The 15,444-nt window shown below is 68.8% G+C and carries 13 protein-coding genes; 6 read left to right on the top strand and 7 right to left on the bottom strand.

Annotation, left to right across the window (positions count from 1 at the left end):
* Positions 1–172 precede the first annotated feature (172 nt).
* Positions 173–1,390, bottom strand: a complete 1,218-nt coding sequence (locus EAS64_RS41515; RefSeq protein ID WP_145862206.1) for an acetyl-CoA C-acetyltransferase — start codon at positions 1,388–1,390, stop codon at positions 173–175.
* A gap of 119 nt (positions 1,391–1,509) precedes the next feature.
* Here EAS64_RS41515 and EAS64_RS41510 point away from each other — a divergent pair, with 119 nt between their 5' ends.
* Together EAS64_RS41510 and EAS64_RS41505 are read left to right on the top strand one after the other, a co-directional pair.
* Positions 1,510–2,892, top strand: a complete 1,383-nt coding sequence (locus EAS64_RS41510; protein ID WP_145862205.1) for a cystathionine beta-synthase — start codon at positions 1,510–1,512, stop codon at positions 2,890–2,892.
* Positions 2,889–4,040 carry a cystathionine gamma-synthase gene (locus EAS64_RS41505; RefSeq protein WP_145862204.1) on the top strand — a complete coding sequence of 384 codons (1,152 nt, stop codon included), beginning with the start codon at positions 2,889–2,891 and terminating at the stop codon, positions 4,038–4,040. Before EAS64_RS41510 ends, EAS64_RS41505 begins: the two co-directional genes overlap by 4 nt.
* Here EAS64_RS41505 and EAS64_RS41500 read toward each other — a convergent pair.
* From EAS64_RS41500 to EAS64_RS41490, 3 genes are all read right to left on the bottom strand, one after another.
* Positions 4,037–4,606 (bottom strand): DUF2269 family protein, encoded by a 570-nt coding sequence (locus EAS64_RS41500; RefSeq protein ID WP_145862203.1) that lies wholly within the window; start codon positions 4,604–4,606, stop codon positions 4,037–4,039. The genes EAS64_RS41505 and EAS64_RS41500 overlap by 4 nt on opposite strands.
* 28 nt (positions 4,607–4,634) lie before the next feature.
* On the bottom strand, positions 4,635–6,602 hold the full coding sequence (locus tag EAS64_RS41495; protein ID WP_145862238.1) for a vWA domain-containing protein: 1,968 nt from the start codon (positions 6,600–6,602) through the stop codon (positions 4,635–4,637).
* Between the two features lie 124 nt (positions 6,603–6,726).
* A complete protein-coding gene (locus EAS64_RS41490) occupies positions 6,727–8,178 on the bottom strand; it encodes a sigma 54-interacting transcriptional regulator (RefSeq protein WP_439333643.1) in 1,452 nt (483 codons plus the stop codon).
* 74 nt (positions 8,179–8,252) lie between these two features.
* Between EAS64_RS41490 and ilvA the strand changes: the two genes are divergently transcribed.
* Positions 8,253–9,473 carry a threonine ammonia-lyase gene (gene ilvA, locus EAS64_RS41485; protein ID WP_246116132.1) on the top strand — a complete coding sequence of 407 codons (1,221 nt, stop codon included), beginning with the start codon at positions 8,253–8,255 and terminating at the stop codon, positions 9,471–9,473.
* Between the two features lie 32 nt (positions 9,474–9,505).
* On the opposite strand, the gene EAS64_RS41480 is transcribed toward ilvA, so the two are convergent.
* Both EAS64_RS41480 and EAS64_RS47025 read right to left on the bottom strand, forming a co-directional pair.
* Complete coding sequence (locus tag EAS64_RS41480) at positions 9,506–10,708, bottom strand: nucleotide sugar dehydrogenase (RefSeq protein WP_145862201.1); 1,203 nt, start codon at positions 10,706–10,708, stop codon at positions 9,506–9,508.
* Positions 10,709–10,850: 142 nt separating this feature from the next.
* Positions 10,851–11,435, bottom strand: a complete 585-nt coding sequence (locus tag EAS64_RS47025) for a TetR/AcrR family transcriptional regulator (RefSeq protein ID WP_342782120.1) — start codon at positions 11,433–11,435, stop codon at positions 10,851–10,853.
* Between the two features lie 283 nt (positions 11,436–11,718).
* Here EAS64_RS47025 and EAS64_RS41470 point away from each other — a divergent pair, with 283 nt between their 5' ends.
* The gene (locus tag EAS64_RS41470; RefSeq protein WP_222850009.1) at positions 11,719–13,341 is read left to right on the top strand and encodes an MDR family MFS transporter; all 1,623 of its coding nucleotides are present in this window, start codon (positions 11,719–11,721) and stop codon (positions 13,339–13,341) included.
* A gap of 64 nt (positions 13,342–13,405) precedes the next feature.
* Here EAS64_RS41470 and greA read toward each other — a convergent pair whose 3' ends face one another.
* A complete protein-coding gene (gene greA / locus EAS64_RS41465) occupies positions 13,406–13,906 on the bottom strand; it encodes a transcription elongation factor GreA (protein WP_145862199.1) in 501 nt (166 codons plus the stop codon).
* Between the two features lie 358 nt (positions 13,907–14,264).
* Between greA and mca the strand changes: the two genes are divergently transcribed.
* Both mca and EAS64_RS41455 read left to right on the top strand, forming a co-directional pair.
* Entirely contained in the window at positions 14,265–15,146 is an 882-nt protein-coding gene (mca, locus tag EAS64_RS41460; RefSeq protein ID WP_145862235.1) for a mycothiol conjugate amidase Mca, read from the top strand.
* Positions 15,143–15,442, top strand: coding sequence for a hypothetical protein (locus tag EAS64_RS41455; protein WP_187366551.1), 300 nt, complete (start codon positions 15,143–15,145; stop codon positions 15,440–15,442). The genes mca and EAS64_RS41455 overlap by 4 nt, the downstream gene beginning before the upstream one ends.
* Positions 15,443–15,444: the final 2 nt, after the last annotated feature.

Genomic DNA, 15,444 nt, shown 5'->3' with positions numbered 1-15,444 from the left:
AGCCGCTTTTAGTCGAGACTGCCTCACCGGTCGGCCCCTGGCAAGACCCAGTCGCAACCTTCCTGCAATGTCCTGTTTGTCGGATCGAGATGATCTTGACACCTAGCAGGTCACGTCGCACGCGGCGGCCAGAACGCGACGCCGCGAGCGCGTCCTGGCCGCCGCGGCGGCATTAGCTCAGCCGTTCGAAGATCATCGCCATTCCCTGGCCGCCGCCGACGCACATCGTCTCGAGGCCCATCGTCTTGTCGTGGAACTGGAGGCTGTTGATCAGGGTGGTCGCGATCCGCGCTCCGGTCATGCCGAACGGGTGGCCGACCGCGATCGCGCCGCCGTTCACGTTCAGCCGCGCCAGGTCGATGCCGAGATCGCGGTAGGACGGGATGACCTGCGCGGCGAACGCCTCGTTTATTTCCACGAGGTCGATGTCGCTGATCGCCATCCCGGCTCGCCGTACCGCCTGGCGCGACGCCTCCACCGGGCCGAGTCCCATGATCTCCGGCGACAGCGCGCTGACGCCGGTCGAGACGATCCGCGCCAGCGGGGTGATGCCGAGTTCCGCGGCCTTGACGTCGCTCATCACGACAAGCGCGGCCGCGCCGTCGTTGAGCGGGCAGCAGTTCCCCGCCGTCACCGTGCCGTGCTCGCGGAAGACCGGCTTGAGCGTGGCGACCTTGTCGAGCGTGGTTCCCGCTCGCGGGCCGTCGTCAGCGGACACCACCGAACCGTCGGGCAGGGTCACCGGGGTGATCTCCCGCTGCCAGAAGCCGTCGGCGAGCGCCTTCTCCGCCATGTTCTGCGACCGGACGCCGAATTCGTCCTGCTCCGCCCGGGTGATGCCGCGCAGCGCCGCGACGTTTTCCGCGGTCTGGCCCATCGCGATGTAGACGTCGGGGACCTGCCCGTCCTCGCGCGGGTCGTGCCAGGGCGACTCGGCGGCCGCGGTGGCATCGGCTCGCGCCTGAGCCGGCGCGAACAGCGGGTTCTTCGTGTCAGGCAGGCTGTCGCTCGACCCCTTCGCGAACCGGGAGACGCACTCCACGCCCGCGGTGATGAACACGTCGCCCTCGCCCGCCTTGATCGCGTGGAAGGCCATCCTCGTGGCCTGCAGTGATGACGAGCAGTAGCGGTTGACCGTGGTGCCGGGCACGCCGTCGAGACCGAGCAGCACCGCGGTGACCCTGGCGATGTTGAACCCCTGCTCACCGCCGGGCAGCCCGCAGCCCACGATCATGTCCTCGACCAGTGCCGGGTCGAGCTGAGGTACCTTGGCAAGCACTGTGGTCACGACCTGAGCGAGCAGGTCATCTGGCCTGATCGAGCTAAGTGACCCCTTGAACGCCCGGCCGATGGGTGAACGAGCGGTCCCGACAATGACTGCCTCGGGCATAACGACGCCTCCTGTAGAAACATGACTCGTATTCAAGTTAACAGTCGCGTCCGGCCGGTGGGCGATAGCGTCTGCCCATATACAGGCCGTGAGCAGCCGAGTGCGTAGAGGAGTATCAGGTGGAGGTGCACGACTCACTGACCGAGGTGATGGGCAACACGCCCCTCATCCGGCTCAAGTCAGTGACGAAAGGCATGGCGCGAACGGCCAACGTGCTCGCGAAGGTTGAGTACCTCAACCCGGGCGGCTCGGTGAAGGACCGGATAGCGCTGCGCATGGTAGAGACCGCGGAACAGCAGGGAAAGATCCGCAAGGGCGGCGTGATCATCGAGCCCACCTCCGGCAACACGGGGGTCGGCCTGGCGATCGTGGCGCAGGAGCGCGGCTACCGTTGCGTGTTCACCTGCCCGGACAAGGTCGCCGCCGACAAGGTCGCCGTGCTGCGCGCCTATGGCGCCGAGGTCATCGTCTGCCCGACGAGCGTGCCGCCGGAGCACCCCGACTCCTACTACAGCGTCGCTCGCAGGCTCGCGCGTGAGACACCAGACGGCTGGCAGCCCGACCAGTACGCCAACCCGGACAATCCCGCCGCGCACTACCACTGGACGGGCCCGGAGATCTGGCGGCAGACCGCGGGGAGACTCACCCACTTCGTGGCAGGCATCGGCACCGGCGGCACCATCTCGGGCACCGGCCGCTACCTCAAGGAGGTGTCGGGCGGCGCGGTGCGGATCATCGGCGCCGACCCGGAGGGCTCGGTCTACTCCGGGGGGTCCGGCCGTCCCTACCTGGTCGAGGGGGTGGGGGAGGACATCTGGCCCGACACCTTCGACAGGAAGATCGCCGATGAGGTGATCGCCGTAAGCGACGCGGACTCCTTCGCGATGACCAGGAGGCTCGCACGCGAGGAGGGCCTGCTCGTCGGGGGCTCCTCCGGCCTCGCCGTCGCGGCCGCTGTGCAGGTCGCGGCAACGGCGGGTCCCGAGGACGTGATCGTCGTCCTGCTGCCCGACGGAGGCCGCGGCTACCTGTCGAAGATCTTCAACGACGCCTGGATGTCCGACTACGGGTTCCTGCGCGGGCAGACCACCGAGGCGACCGTCGCCGATCTGCTCGCCGCCAGGGACTCGGGCCTCCCCGCCCTTGTCCACGTGCACCCGGATGAGACCGTGGCGCAGGCGATCGCACTGCTGCGCGAGTACGACGTCTCGCAACTCCCGGTGGTTCAGGAGGAACCGCCGCTGATGGCCGCGGAGGTGGCCGGCTCGGTTGCTGAGCGCGACCTCCTCGACGCCATGGTCAGCGGCAAGGCAAGCCCGCAGGACCCGATCAGCCAGCACATGTCGCCCCCGTTGCCGGTGCTCGGCCAGGGAGAGCCGGTCAGCCGCGCCGCCGCGGTGCTTGAGAAGTCGGGCGCCGCGCTCGTGCACGTGAACGGCAAGCCCGCGGCGGTGCTCAGCCGCGCGGACCTGCTCGCCTACTACGCGGGAGGCGGCCAGTGAACCGCGACGAGTACGGCTTCGAGACCCTGGCGATCCACGCGGGACAGGATCCCGACGCGCTGACCGGCGCCGTGGTCCCGCCCATCTACCAGACCTCGACCTACAAGCAGGACGGCGTCGGCGGCACGCGAGGCGGCTACGAGTACTCACGCACCGCGAACCCCACCCGAACGGCGCTCGAGCAGTGCCTGGCCGCGCTGGAGAACGGCGCGCGCGCGTTCGCCTTCGCGTCCGGCATGGCCGCCGAGGACTGCCTCATCAGGACGCTGTGCCGGCCCGGTGACCGCGTGCTGATCCCCGGTGACGCGTACGGCGGGACGTTCCGGCTGTTCGACAAGGTGCTGACCACGTGGGGGGTGCAGCACGCACCCGTCATGCAGACCGATCTCGAAGCCGTCGCCAGGGCGGCGGAGGCGCAGCGGCCGCGGCTGATCTGGGCGGAGACCCCGACCAATCCGCTGCTTTCCATCGTCGACATCCGTGCGCTCGCCGCGATCGCTCACGAGCACGGCGCGCTGCTCGTGGTGGACAACACGTTCGCCTCGCCCTACCTGCAGCGGCCGCTCGACCTCGGCGCGGATTTCATCGTCCACTCCACCACCAAATACCTCGGCGGCCACTCCGATGTCGTGGGCGGCGCGGTGGTCATCAAAGACCCGTCGCACGCTGAGGCGCTTGCCTTCACCCAGAACGCCACCGGGGCGGTGGCCGGTCCCTTCGACGCCTGGCTGACGCTGCGCGGGATCAGGACGCTCGCGGTGCGGATGGACCGGCACTGCGCCAACGCCGCCCGCATCGCACATGCGCTCGCGGAACACCCGGCCGTCGCGTCCGTGCTCTACCCGGGGCTGCCCGGCCATCCCGGCCATGAGCTGGCCAAGGCGCAGATGCGCGACTTCGGCGGCATGGTCTCCTTCCGGGTGGCGGCAGGCGAGGCCGCGGCGGTCGAACTGTGCGCCAAGACCAGGCTGTTCACGCTCGGCGAGTCGCTCGGCGGCGTCGAGTCGCTGATCGAGCACCCGGCGCGGATGACGCACGCGTCCACCGCCGGGTCACCGCTCGAGGTGCCCGCGGACCTGGTGCGGCTCTCCGTCGGCATCGAAGACCCGGACGACCTGATCGCGGACCTTTCGCAGGCAGTCGCCTAGTGCCACACCATCAGCACCAGGATTACCAGCCATATCAGTGCCGTCACCCCGCCAAGCGACACGATCCGTCCCCGTTCGACGGCCGCCTTGATATCGGACCGGGCGGACGGCGCAGGCTCGACGCGCGGCGCCGCAGTCGGTGGCTGGTCGGCGTCCGCCGGATCCGCCCCCCGCGCTGGCTTGTCGTCCTCCGATGAACGGATCGTGACTTCGACTGGCCCGGCTCCCAGTGTCCCCTCGGCCGCGGTTAGCGCGGCGAGGGCCTTCCTCTGGTCGCGAAGGATTATCACCAGCAGCACGACAGCGACGACGAACAGCGTGAGAGACACGGAGATCCACCATTGACTGAATTTGTGCGTCATCCCGGTCAGGATGAGGCCAAAGACCAGTACAAGCAGGGAACCGACAGAGTAAATCCGCGTGGTGCGCAGCAGGAAACCGACTACCACGGGGTTGCGGGCACGGATGTACCTGGGGGTGGACATGATCGCGGCCGTTCCCGGCCCGATCGTGAAAATCGCCGCCGTGACATGCAGCCACAGGATTGCGCGGTCGCCAAATGACATGGTGCGATCCTAGAGGATCGGATACGCACTACCGCTGCCGTCGCGCTCCCCGCGTCCGCAGGAAGTCGCTAACCACGTATTCTCCGAGACGTTCCGGTGTGGCCCGCAGGACCCGGCCGCCATTGCGTTTTGCGACGTTATCGACAAACGCGGCAAGCCGCTCGTCGTCGGCGAGCATGAAGATGTTCAGCGCCGCGTGCCGCCTCGTCATCTTGTCCACCTCGGCCAGCGTCAATTCGATCGTCTCCGGTGCGGGCGGCCAGTCGAACCACGCCCTGCCGTCCCGCATCAGGTGCGCCGTCGGCTCCCCGTCGGTGACGATCAGCACCACCGGATCGTGCTCCGGGTGCTTGTCCAGGTGACGGCCGGCGATCATCAGCGCGTGGTGCAGGTTGGTGCCCTGGACCATGTCCCAGCCGAGTCCGGCCAGTTCCGTCTCGTGCAGTTCCCTCGCATAGTTGGAGAACCCGACGACCTGGATGGCGTCCTGCGGGTACTTGGTCCGCAGCAGCGCGTGCAGCGCGAGCGCGGTCTGCTTCGCCACCGCCCAGGTGCCGCGCAGCGCCATCGAGTAGGACAGGTCGACAAGCAGGCAGACGGCCGCCGCCGAGCGCCGTTCGGTCTCCGCCACCCGGAAGTCACCGGCGGTGAGCCGAACGGAAGAGCTCCCTCCGTTTTCCGCCGCCGATCGCAGCAGGGCGGAGCGGACCGTCGCGGGCACGTCGATCGGCTGCTCGTCGCCGAACACCCATTCCCTGGTCGACCCGGTCAGGTCGCCTGCCTGCCCGGCGTCGTGCCTGTCGTGGTCGCCGCCACGCATCCCGCTCTCGAGCCCGGCGAACACCTGGCGAAGCGCGGTGTCGCCGAGCCTGCGTACCGCCTTCGGCGTCAGCTCGAGGTTGCCGCCATCGTTCGTCAGGTAGCCCTGCCGCTGCAGTTCGCGCTCGAGGCGGCGCAGCGCCTGAAGGTCATCGACGGCCTGCCTGCCGAGCGCGCGTCGCACCGCTTCCTCGTCGACGTCCTCGAGGCTTGCCCCCGGGTACTCCTGGCCGAGCGCGGATTCGAGGTCCGCCAGGTCCGCGAGGTCGGCGACCGCCGTCGTCGCATCGCCCAGGCCGAGCGGCTGGCCGCCGGACATTCGCACGCCGCGCTGCGGCCTGCCAAGCTCGGGCCGCCTCGCGCGCAGCGCGTCGCCGAGGGCGGACAGCTCAGCGGCGAGGCCGGCGTCCTCCATCGCCTGGGCCATCAGGTTCGCCAGCTCCTCGCGCTGCTCGTCGGACAGCGAGTCCAGCAGCCGCTCCGCGGCCATCATCCGGCGCACCAGCGAGTCGACGAGTTCTTCCAGGTTGGCAGGGTTGTCCGGGAACATGTCGCCGTAGTTGGCCATGAAGTCGTCGAAGTCCTGCTGCGTATGCTCGCCGCGCGTGTCGGCGTCGAGCATCTGGCGCAGCTCGGCCAGCATGTCCTTGACCCGCTGCATGGCCGCGGGGTCGGGGTTTTCCAGCGCCTGCTTCATCCCCTTGAACTGGCTGTCGAGCACCTCCCTGCGTAGCAGGTCGCGCAGCTCCTCGAACCGCTGCCGTGCCTCGGGCGACCGCCAGTTGTAGTCCGCGAGCTGGCGGATGGCCCGCGCGGTGTCCCGCGGCAGCGAGTCGAGCTCCGCCTCAGCCAGGCGCGCGTCGTCGCTCGGGTCGGGGAACAGCGCGCCGCGCTCGGCCTCGAGCGCCTCGTCAAGCAGTTCGCGTGCCTGATCGAGCATCCCGTCGAGCCGGCCTGCGTTGCGCAGCTCGCGCGACCGCTCGCGGACCCGGCGCATCAGGTCTTCCAGGCCGCGCCGGTCCCGCCAGCCGCGCCGCAGCAGGTCGCGCAGGGCGTCCCGCGGGTTGTCGCCGCCGAGAATCCGCTCGCCCATCTCGTCGAGCGCTTCCCGGACGTCGTACGGCGGCGCGAGCGGGTCGGGACCGTCGTCGTACGCTCCATAGCGATAGTTAGACATCATCTGCTCCCGGAGTCAGCCGCACCCGTTCGGAATGGCCCTTATGTCGTTGTGTCCGATAGCCGAGCTAGACGTCATCTGCTTCCAGAGTCAGCCGCACCCGTTCGGACAGGCCTTTATCTGTTTATGTCCGGTACGTGGCCGTTCCATCGCTGCTGTCCTTGGACAGGCGGCGGATCAGGTAGAGCCCCTCGAGGACGAACTCGATGGCGGCCGCCGCCTCGCCGAACGACTCCCTGCCCTCCATGCCGAGCCGCGCCATGATCTTGGCGAGGCCAGGGACCTCGCCGGTGCGGCGGAGCAGTTCTGAGGCCGAGACGAGCTCGCCGGACTCGATCGAGCCGCCGTCCTCGAACTTGGCGAGCAGCCCGGACAGGTCGGCGCCGCCGAGCCTGGCGCGAAACGTCTCCGCGATGGCGCGGCGCAGCAGGTGGTCGAGGATTTCCTCTTCCCGGCCCTCCTCGCTGACCTCGAACTCGACCTTGCCGCGCAGCGTCGGCACGATGCCTGGCAGGTCGGCCACCCGGGCGACAGGCACCTCGTCGCGGGCTTCCGCGACTAGCGCTGTCCTGCGCACCGCCGCCGCGGCGGCGGACTCCGCCGCCGCGATCGCGAACCGCGCGGACACGCCGGAGCGGCCGTCGACCGCGGGGGACTCGCGGACCAGGCGGGTGAACCGCGCGATCACCTCGGTGAGGTGCACGGGCAGTTCGGCTCCCGGATCGCTGGCCTCCCAGGAGACCTCCGCCTCCTGGTTGATCAGGTCAAGCTCGTCCTCGAGTGAGAGCGGATAGTGGGTGCGGATCTCCGCGCCGAAGCGGTCCTTCAGCGGGGTGATGATCCGGCCCCTGTTGGTGTAGTCCTCGGGGTTCGCGCTCGCGACGAGCACGATGTCGAGCGGCAGCCGCAGCGAGTAGCCGCGGACCCCGATGTCACGCTCCTCGAGCACGTTGAGCAGCGCGACCTGGATGCGCTCGGCGAGGTCGGGCAGCTCGTTCAGGCTGAACACGCCGCGGTTGGTCCGCGGCACCAGGCCGAAGTGGATGGTCTCGGGGTCGCCGAGGGTCCGGCCCTCGGCCACCTTCACCGGGTCGATGTCGCCGATCAGGTCGCCGACGCTCGTGTCTGGCGTCGCGAGCTTCTCGCCGTAGCGGTCGGCCCGGTGCCGCCACGTGACGGGCAGGTCATCGCCGAGCTCCGCGGCGAGCCGCCGGCAGCGGGCGCAGGCCGGCGCGTAGGGGTGGTCGTTGATCTCGCAGCCGGCGACGGCCGGCGTCCACTCGTCAAGCAGGCCGGCCAGGGTGCGGATCAGCCGTGTCTTCCCCTGGCCCCGCTCGCCGAGCAGGATGATGTCGTGCCCCGCGAGCAGCGCTCGCTCGACGTGGGGAAGCACAGTCTGGTCGAAGCCGACGATGCCTGGAAACCGGTCCTGCCCGGCGCGCATGCGCGCCAGCAGGTTCTCTCTGATCTCTTGCTTCACGGTGCGGTAAGGGTGTCCGCTCGCCTTGAGGGCGCCCAGCGTCGCTGGCCGGCCGTCCGGAGCGCTTGCGTTGAATTCCTCGCTGCTGTGCTGCACCCTTCCGACACTATGTCGGCTCACCGCGTGCTCGCATCTTTGTCGTGGGGGCAGCGGGGATAATGTTCGTTGCTGTGGCAACGATTTCTCCGCTGGTCCAGCCCGATGACGTGGTGGCCGCGCGCGAGCTCCTGCTCGACGTCATCTCGCCGACGCCGATGCTTCACTCCCGCGTGCTGTCCGAGATGGTGGACGGGCCGGTCTACCTGAAGTGCGAGAACCTGCAGCGAACGGGCTCGTTCAAGGTGCGCGGCGCGTACACGCGGATCGCCAGGCTGTCGGATGCCGAGCGCTCCCGCGGCGTGGTCGCCGCGAGCGCGGGCAATCACGCCCAGGGGGTGGCGTTCGCCGCCGGGCTGCTCGGCACCTCGGCCACCGTGGTGATGCCGGAGCGGGCGCCGCTGCCCAAGGTGGCGGCCACCCGTGCCTACGGCGCGTCAGTGATCCTGCACGGTACGACCGTGGAGGACGCGCTCGATGAGGCGCTGCGGTTCGCCGAGCAGACCGGCGCCGTGTTCATCCACCCGTTCGACCATGCGGACATCGTGGCTGGCCAGGGCACGCTCGGATTCGAGATCATCGAGCAGTGCCCCGGGGTCCGCACGGTCGTCGTCCCCGTCGGCGGCGGTGGGCTCGCGGCGGGGATCACGGTGGCGATGCGCTCGCTCGATCCCGAGATCCGGGTGGTCGGCGTGCAGGCGGAGGCGGTGCCCGGCCTCGTCGCCTCGGTCGCGGCTGGCGAGCCGGTCCAGGTCGTCGGTGCGCCCACGATGGCCGACGGAATCGCCGTCCAGCGGCCAGGCGATATCGCGTTCGGCATACTCGCCGCCGCCGGCGGCCGGATCGTGGCGGTGTCCGAGGCGGCGCTCGCGCGGGCGCTGCTGATCTGCCTCGAGCGGGCCAAGCAGGTGGTCGAGCCCGCCGGAGCGGCGGGCGTGGCGGCGCTGCTCGAGGGTGCCGCGGACATAGAGCCGCCCGTCGTGGTGGTGCTGTCCGGCGGGAACATCGACCCGCTGCTGCTGTCCAAGCTGCTGCGGCACGGCCTGTCCGCGGCCGGACGGTTCCTCGGCTTCCACTGCCGCGTTCCCGACTACCCGGGCTCGCTCGCAGCGCTGCTCGGGCTGCTTGCCGGGCTCGGCGCCAACGTGCTCGAGGTAAGCCACGAACGCCTCGCCCCCACCCTGCGCGTCGACGAGGTCGAGGTGGTCCTCCAGGTCGAGACCAGGGGGCCAGAGCACTGCCAGCTTGTCACGGAGAGGCTGCGCGAGGCCGGCTACGACCCGATGTTCAGCTAGCGTGTGTCCGGCCGCGCGCCAAGCGTGGCCGGTCAGACAAGTACGCCGTTACTGAGGACGTTCCAGATGTCGGCGACCGGCTTGTCGATGACCATGTGCCGGTAGTCCGGATGCGGCGCGGCGATGATCAGCAGGTCTGACCTGGCGACCACCTCGTCGTGCGGCAGCAGGTTCTCGTCGACCTTGACGTAGGGGTCGGCGCAGAGCACCTCGTCCGCCTTGAACTCAAGTATCCGCTTGAGCTTGTAGGACAGGCTCGACCTGATGTCGTCCGAGCCGCCCTTGAACGCCATTCCCAGGATGCCCACGGTCATCGACCCCAGGTCGAACTTCTGCTCGAGACGGTGCACCAGGTACAGCGGCAGGCCCTCGTTGATCGTCATCGCCGTGTGGCCGAGCGTGAAGTTGTTGTTGTTGAACGCCGCGAGCTGCATGGTGTCCTTGAACAGGCACGGCCCGGCGGCGAACCCGGCACCCGGCATGTCCGCGGCCCGCGGGTAGTCCTTGATCAGCCCCTGGCGGATGCGCTCGAAGTCGAGCCCCCGGTCGTTGGCCATCATGTAGAACTGGTTGGCCGCCGCGAACTTGATGTACCGCCACACGTTCGTGAACAGCTTGGCGAGCTCGGCCTCCTCCGGCGTCAGCTCCACGATGTTGTCGGTGAGCAGCGAGAACAGCGCCGACGCGCGCTTAAGCCCGTGCGGCGAGCGGGCCGACACGATCTGCGGCAGCTCGAACAGTTCGGTCATCGCCTTGCCTTCGGCGATCCGCTCGGGGCAGAACGCCACCTCGATGTGCGTGCCGAGGCTCGCGATCATCTTCTCCACCAGGGCCGTGACGCCGGGGAAGACGGTGGACCGCAGCACGAGCAGCTGGCCGTCGCGCAGGAACGGGGCGAAGCCGGTCAGCGCCTTGGGTATGGCGGTCTGGTTCGGGTTGAGGTGCTCGTCGACCGGGGTGCCGATCACCACGATCACGTGCTCGGCGGTGCCGACGACGGCCGGGTCGGCTGAGGCGCTCAGCCGGCCCCCCGCCACGGCCCGCTCGAGCAGCGGCCCGGCGCCAGGCTCATCGAACGGTAGCCTGGCCGCGTTCACCTGCGCGACGGACGGCTCGCTGACGTCGTAAATCACCACGCGCGAGCCACGATCCGCGAAAGCGATCGCCAGTGGCAGGCCAACATGACCACAGCCACCGACGATGACGACATCACTATCGAATTGCGACCAGTCCATTACCTGCCCTCGCTCCGTGTCGGCTCGCCCGCCGTTATGAGTAGCCTGCCGCTATAAGGAGACAACGCGGGGTGTGCATAAATACCGCGCATGAAGAGGCGATGTGAACGGGCCGGGCGCGCTGCCAGGTAGGAGATCTCGTTCAGCTAGCGGAGACCACGTCGCTGGTCAGCTGGGTGGCGATCTCAAGCACGATCTTGTGCAGCTCGTCCTGGCCCGGGTGACACGGCAGCACGCCGTCGGGCTCGGCCTCCGGCGTGTCCCTCATGAAGAACATGCACGACGTGCTCACGGCGAAAAGGGCCGCGGCCGCGCGGATCCGGGAGCGCGGCGGCGCGGCGGGCCCGGCGATGATGTCGATGAGGGCGGCGAGCCTGGGACGGAACTGCGTGAAGCGGTGCTTGCCGTCCTCGGTTCCGTGGACGGTCGCCTGGTTGCGCTCGAGGAACCGGAAGACCTCGCCGCTGTCCATCACGATCCCGATGTAGCGGTCAAGCAGTTCCTGCGCCGTCAGCGCCGAGGGCGGCTGCTCCCTGCCCCATGCGATCAGCGCGTCGATTCGGGCGAAGTGGTCCTCGGTGAAGCTGCGGACGATGTCTTCCTTGGACTTGAAGTGGTAGTACAGCGCGGCCTTGGTGACGCCGAGGCGCTCCGCGATCTCCCGCAGGGAGGTCCGCTCGTAGCCCTGGTCAGCGAAAAGCTCAAGCGCGACCTGCTGGATGCGCACGCGGGTGTCTCCGCGTCTGCCAGCGTGCTCGTGCCCGTCCATCGTCGTGCCGTGCCTCCAGGTAACTGCGACGATGCGCTGCCGTAAGCCAGCCTGTCCGCCGCCACCGGCCGCCGCCCGCGACGCGGAATCTACTTGACGGCCGGTTAGTCAGGAATATAGCGTAACAGCGAAGCTGAAACTAGCCGGGCGGCAAGTAAGTTAGCGCCCGGAGTGACCGGCAGGCCAGGGGTTGCCTGCCGGCCAGTGCCGTGTCCGGGGATGGCGTGTCTGAGGAGAAGAAGTGAGTGAGGCAACGGGCGTGAGCGTCCCGGAATCAGCAGGCGACGGCGAGCCGGCCGGGACGGCCAGCGACGCGTCCGGCGGGGCGGGCACCACCTTCCTGAGCCACAGGCAGATCATGATCCTGCTGCCCGGCCTGCTGCTGGCCATGCTGCTCGCCATGCTCGACCAGCTGGTGGTGGGCACCGCACTGCCGCGCATCGTGGGTGACCTCGGCGGGGCCACTCACCTGTCCTGGGTGGTCACCGCCTACGTGCTCGCCTCCACGATCACCACGCCGTTCTACGGCAAGCTCGGCGACATGTACGGCAGAAAGAAGCTCTTCATCTTCGCGATCGCCGTCTTCCTCGCCGGGTCGGCGCTGTCCGGCCTGTCGCAGTCGATGGCGGAGCTGATCACCTTCCGCGCCATCCAGGGCATTGGCGCAGGCGGTCTTGTCGTCGGTGCGATGGCCACGCTAGGTGAGATCGTCCCGCCCCGCGAGCGCGGCAAGTACATGAGCTACTTCATGGTCGTGATGATGACGGCCACGATCGGCGGCCCGCTCGTCGGCGGCTGGATCACCACGGCGATCTCCTGGCGCTGGATCTTCTACATCAACCTGCCGCTCGGCGGCGCCGCGCTCGTCTACCTGATCGCCGTCATGAAGCTGCCCGCCCGCCGGGTCGAGCACAAGATCGACTACCTGGGCGGCATCCTGCTCGGCGTGGTCTCCACCTCGGTCATCCTGCTCGCGACCTGGGGTGGCACCGAGTACCAGTGGGGCTCGTGGGAGATCATCGGGCTGATCGCGCTGGCCGTCGCCGGGCTCGCCTGGTTCCTCATGACCGAGCGGCGGGCCGCCGAGCCGATGCTGCCGCTGCACGTGTTCAGGAGCAGGAACTTCTCGGTCACGATGGTGACGACCACGTTCGTGGGCCTTGGCCTGTTCGGCGCGATGACGTTCCTGCCGTTCTACCAGCAGACAATCCAGGGGGCATCGCCGACCGTGAGCGGCCTGCTGATGACGCCGATGATGGTCGGGTCCATGGTCACCTCGGTGCTCGCCGGCACGCTGACCACCAAGACAGGCAAGTACCGCATCTTCCCGATCGTCGGCGGCATCCTCATGGCGGTCGGCATGTACCTGCTCAGCCGGATCGGCGTGGGGACGTCGCGCTGGGAAACTGCCATCGACTATGTCGTGCTCGGCCTCGGCATCGGCTTCCTCATGCAGCTGCTGTCGCTGATCGCGCAGAACAGCGTCGAGCTCAAGGACATGGGCGTGGCGACCAGCTCCCGGATGTTCTTCCAGCAGATGGGCGGCTCGCTCGGCGTGGCGGCGTTCGGCGCGATCTTCGCGCACAAGCTGACCTCGTCGATGAGCAGCCTCGCGGCCGGCGGCAAGCTGCCGATCAGCGGCACTTCGCTTGACCCGTCGCAGGTGAGCAACCTGCAAGGTCCGGTCAAGGAGGCGGTGTTCGCGGGCATCGCACAGGCGGTGCACACCGTGTTCCTCTGGGCCGTCCCGTTCACGGTGCTCGTCTTCGTGCTGGCACTGTTCATCAAGGAAGTGCCGCTGCGCGGCCGGGTAACGCCCGGCGAGCAGCAGCCGGCCGCCGAGGCCGAGGCGCTGATCGGATAACGCTGTCACGGAAACGGGCGCCCCGCGGCGAAACCGCCGCGGGGCGCCCGTTTCTTCGCGTATCTCAGGCTCCGCCGTAGGGGACCGCCTCGAGGATCTCGACGGTCGTCGAGCGGCCGTTAGGGAGCGAGAACGTCGCCTGCTCACCGATCTTCTTGCCGCTGATGGCCGAGCCGAGAGGCGACTTCGGCGAGTAGACGTCGATCGGCGCACCGCTCTCCTCGCGGGAAGCGAGCAGGAACGTGACTTCTTCGTCGTCGCGGACAAAACGGACTGTCACCGTCATGCCGGGGCCGACCACGCCATCGGTGCGCGGCGGCTCGCCCACTCGCGCGTTCTCAAGGATGTGCTGCAGCTGGAGGATCCGGCCCTCCTGCTTGCCCTGCTCCTCCTTGGCCGCGTGGTAACCGCCGTTCTCGCGCAGGTCACCTTCCTCGCGGGCCGCCTCGATCTTCTTCGCGATGTCGATGCGTCCCTGTCCGGAGAGGTAATCGAATTCGGCCTTAAGCCGGTCATACGCCTCCTGGGTGAGCCAGGTGACGCTTTCGTTGCGCGTCTCGGTCACGGGTGCACTCCTCAGTACAGCGCAGGGCTTGCTTGCCGCTGCGTGCTGGCCGTATCAGGGCGCAAGACGTTGCCGCCCTGCGCCGAGGAGCCAGTTGGTCTCCGGGGGTAATCTTCTGAGGCTAACAAGGTTCGGCCACCGGCGCGAACTAGTCAAGTGCGTCCCGTCGGGCGGCGTGGCGTTCTCGAAGGCCTCCGGGCCAGCGTTCCCTGCGGGAATGCGGCTAAACCGTACGGGTGTTGCGCTATTGGAACCGACGATAGACGGAGGGTCAGCGTTGTCATCCAGCGCGGCAGGGCAGATTCAGGCAGATGGTACGGGGGCGCAGGATCAGCCCGGCGAAGTGCGGCTCCGCCTGATGGCGGTGCACGCGCATCCCGACGACGAGTCGAGCAAGGGCGCCGCGACGATGGCGCGGTACGTGCGCGAGGGCGCCGAGGTTCTGGTCGCGACGCTGACCGGCGGCGAGCGCGGCAGCATACTGAATCCGGCGATGGACCGGCCAGAGGTGCTCGCGAACCTGGCGGCCATCAGGCGCGACGAGATGGCGCGTGCGCGCGCGATACTCGGCGTGGAGCAGCGCTTTCTCGGCTTCACCGACTCCGGCCTCCCGGAGGGCGACCCGAAGCCGCCGCTGCCCGAGGGCAGCTTCGCCCTGGTGCCGCTGCACGAGGCGGCGGCGCCGCTCGTCCGGCTGGTCCGCGACTTCCGCCCGCACGTGATCCTCACCTACGACGAGACCGGCGGCTACCCGCACCCGGACCACATCAAGACGCACCAGGTAGCGGTGGAGGCGTTCGAAGCGGCCGCGGACCCCGACCAGTACCGCGAAGCCGGGGGTGAGCCATGGCAGCCGCTGAAGATGTACTACTTCGTCTCATTCCACCAGGCGAAGTACGTCGCGCTGCACGAGGAGATCGTGCGCCGCGGTCTCGAATCGCCCTACGCGGAGATCTTCGCCGAATGGGAGGAGCGGTCGCGCAAGCGCCTCGAGCGCGGTGACCGGCCGCTGGAGATCACCAGCCGGGTCAACGCCGCCGACTACTTCGGCATCCGCGACGACGCGCTGCGCGCGCATGAGACGCAGATCGACCCGAACAGTTCCTGGTTCGCCTGCCCGCGCGACGTCGAGCGCATGGCGTGGCCGACCGAGGACTATCATCTTGCTAGGTCGCTCGTCGATACCGAGCTGCCGGAAGATGACCTTTTCGCAGGTGTCAGGGAGAGTGTGACCCTTTGATCCTCCTACTGGCGGCAGGCAGCACGTCCTCCTCGCTCAGCGACGTTGAGCCGGGGCTGCTCGGCTTCCTCGTCGTGGCCGGGCTCGCGGTCGCGCTCGTCTTCCTGCTCCGGTCGATGAACAAGCAGTTCCGCAAGATCGGCCCGGGCCCCGAGGACACCGAGGACACGGCTGCGGCGACCGCGGACGAGGCGCGCGACGGCGAGGACACGGCCGGGGTCGCGCACGATGTGTCCGCCACGCAGGACGCCCCGCGGAAGTCCGCCGAACAGGATGCGGGCACCACCGCCCCGTAACG

Origin of the sequence: Trebonia kvetii, from assembly GCF_007827045.1 — a bacterium.
GTDB lineage: Bacteria > Actinomycetota > Actinomycetes > Streptosporangiales > Streptosporangiaceae > Trebonia > Trebonia kvetii.
Note: the sequence above shows the minus strand (reverse complement) of the source record. Positions and strands in the feature narration are given on the sequence as shown.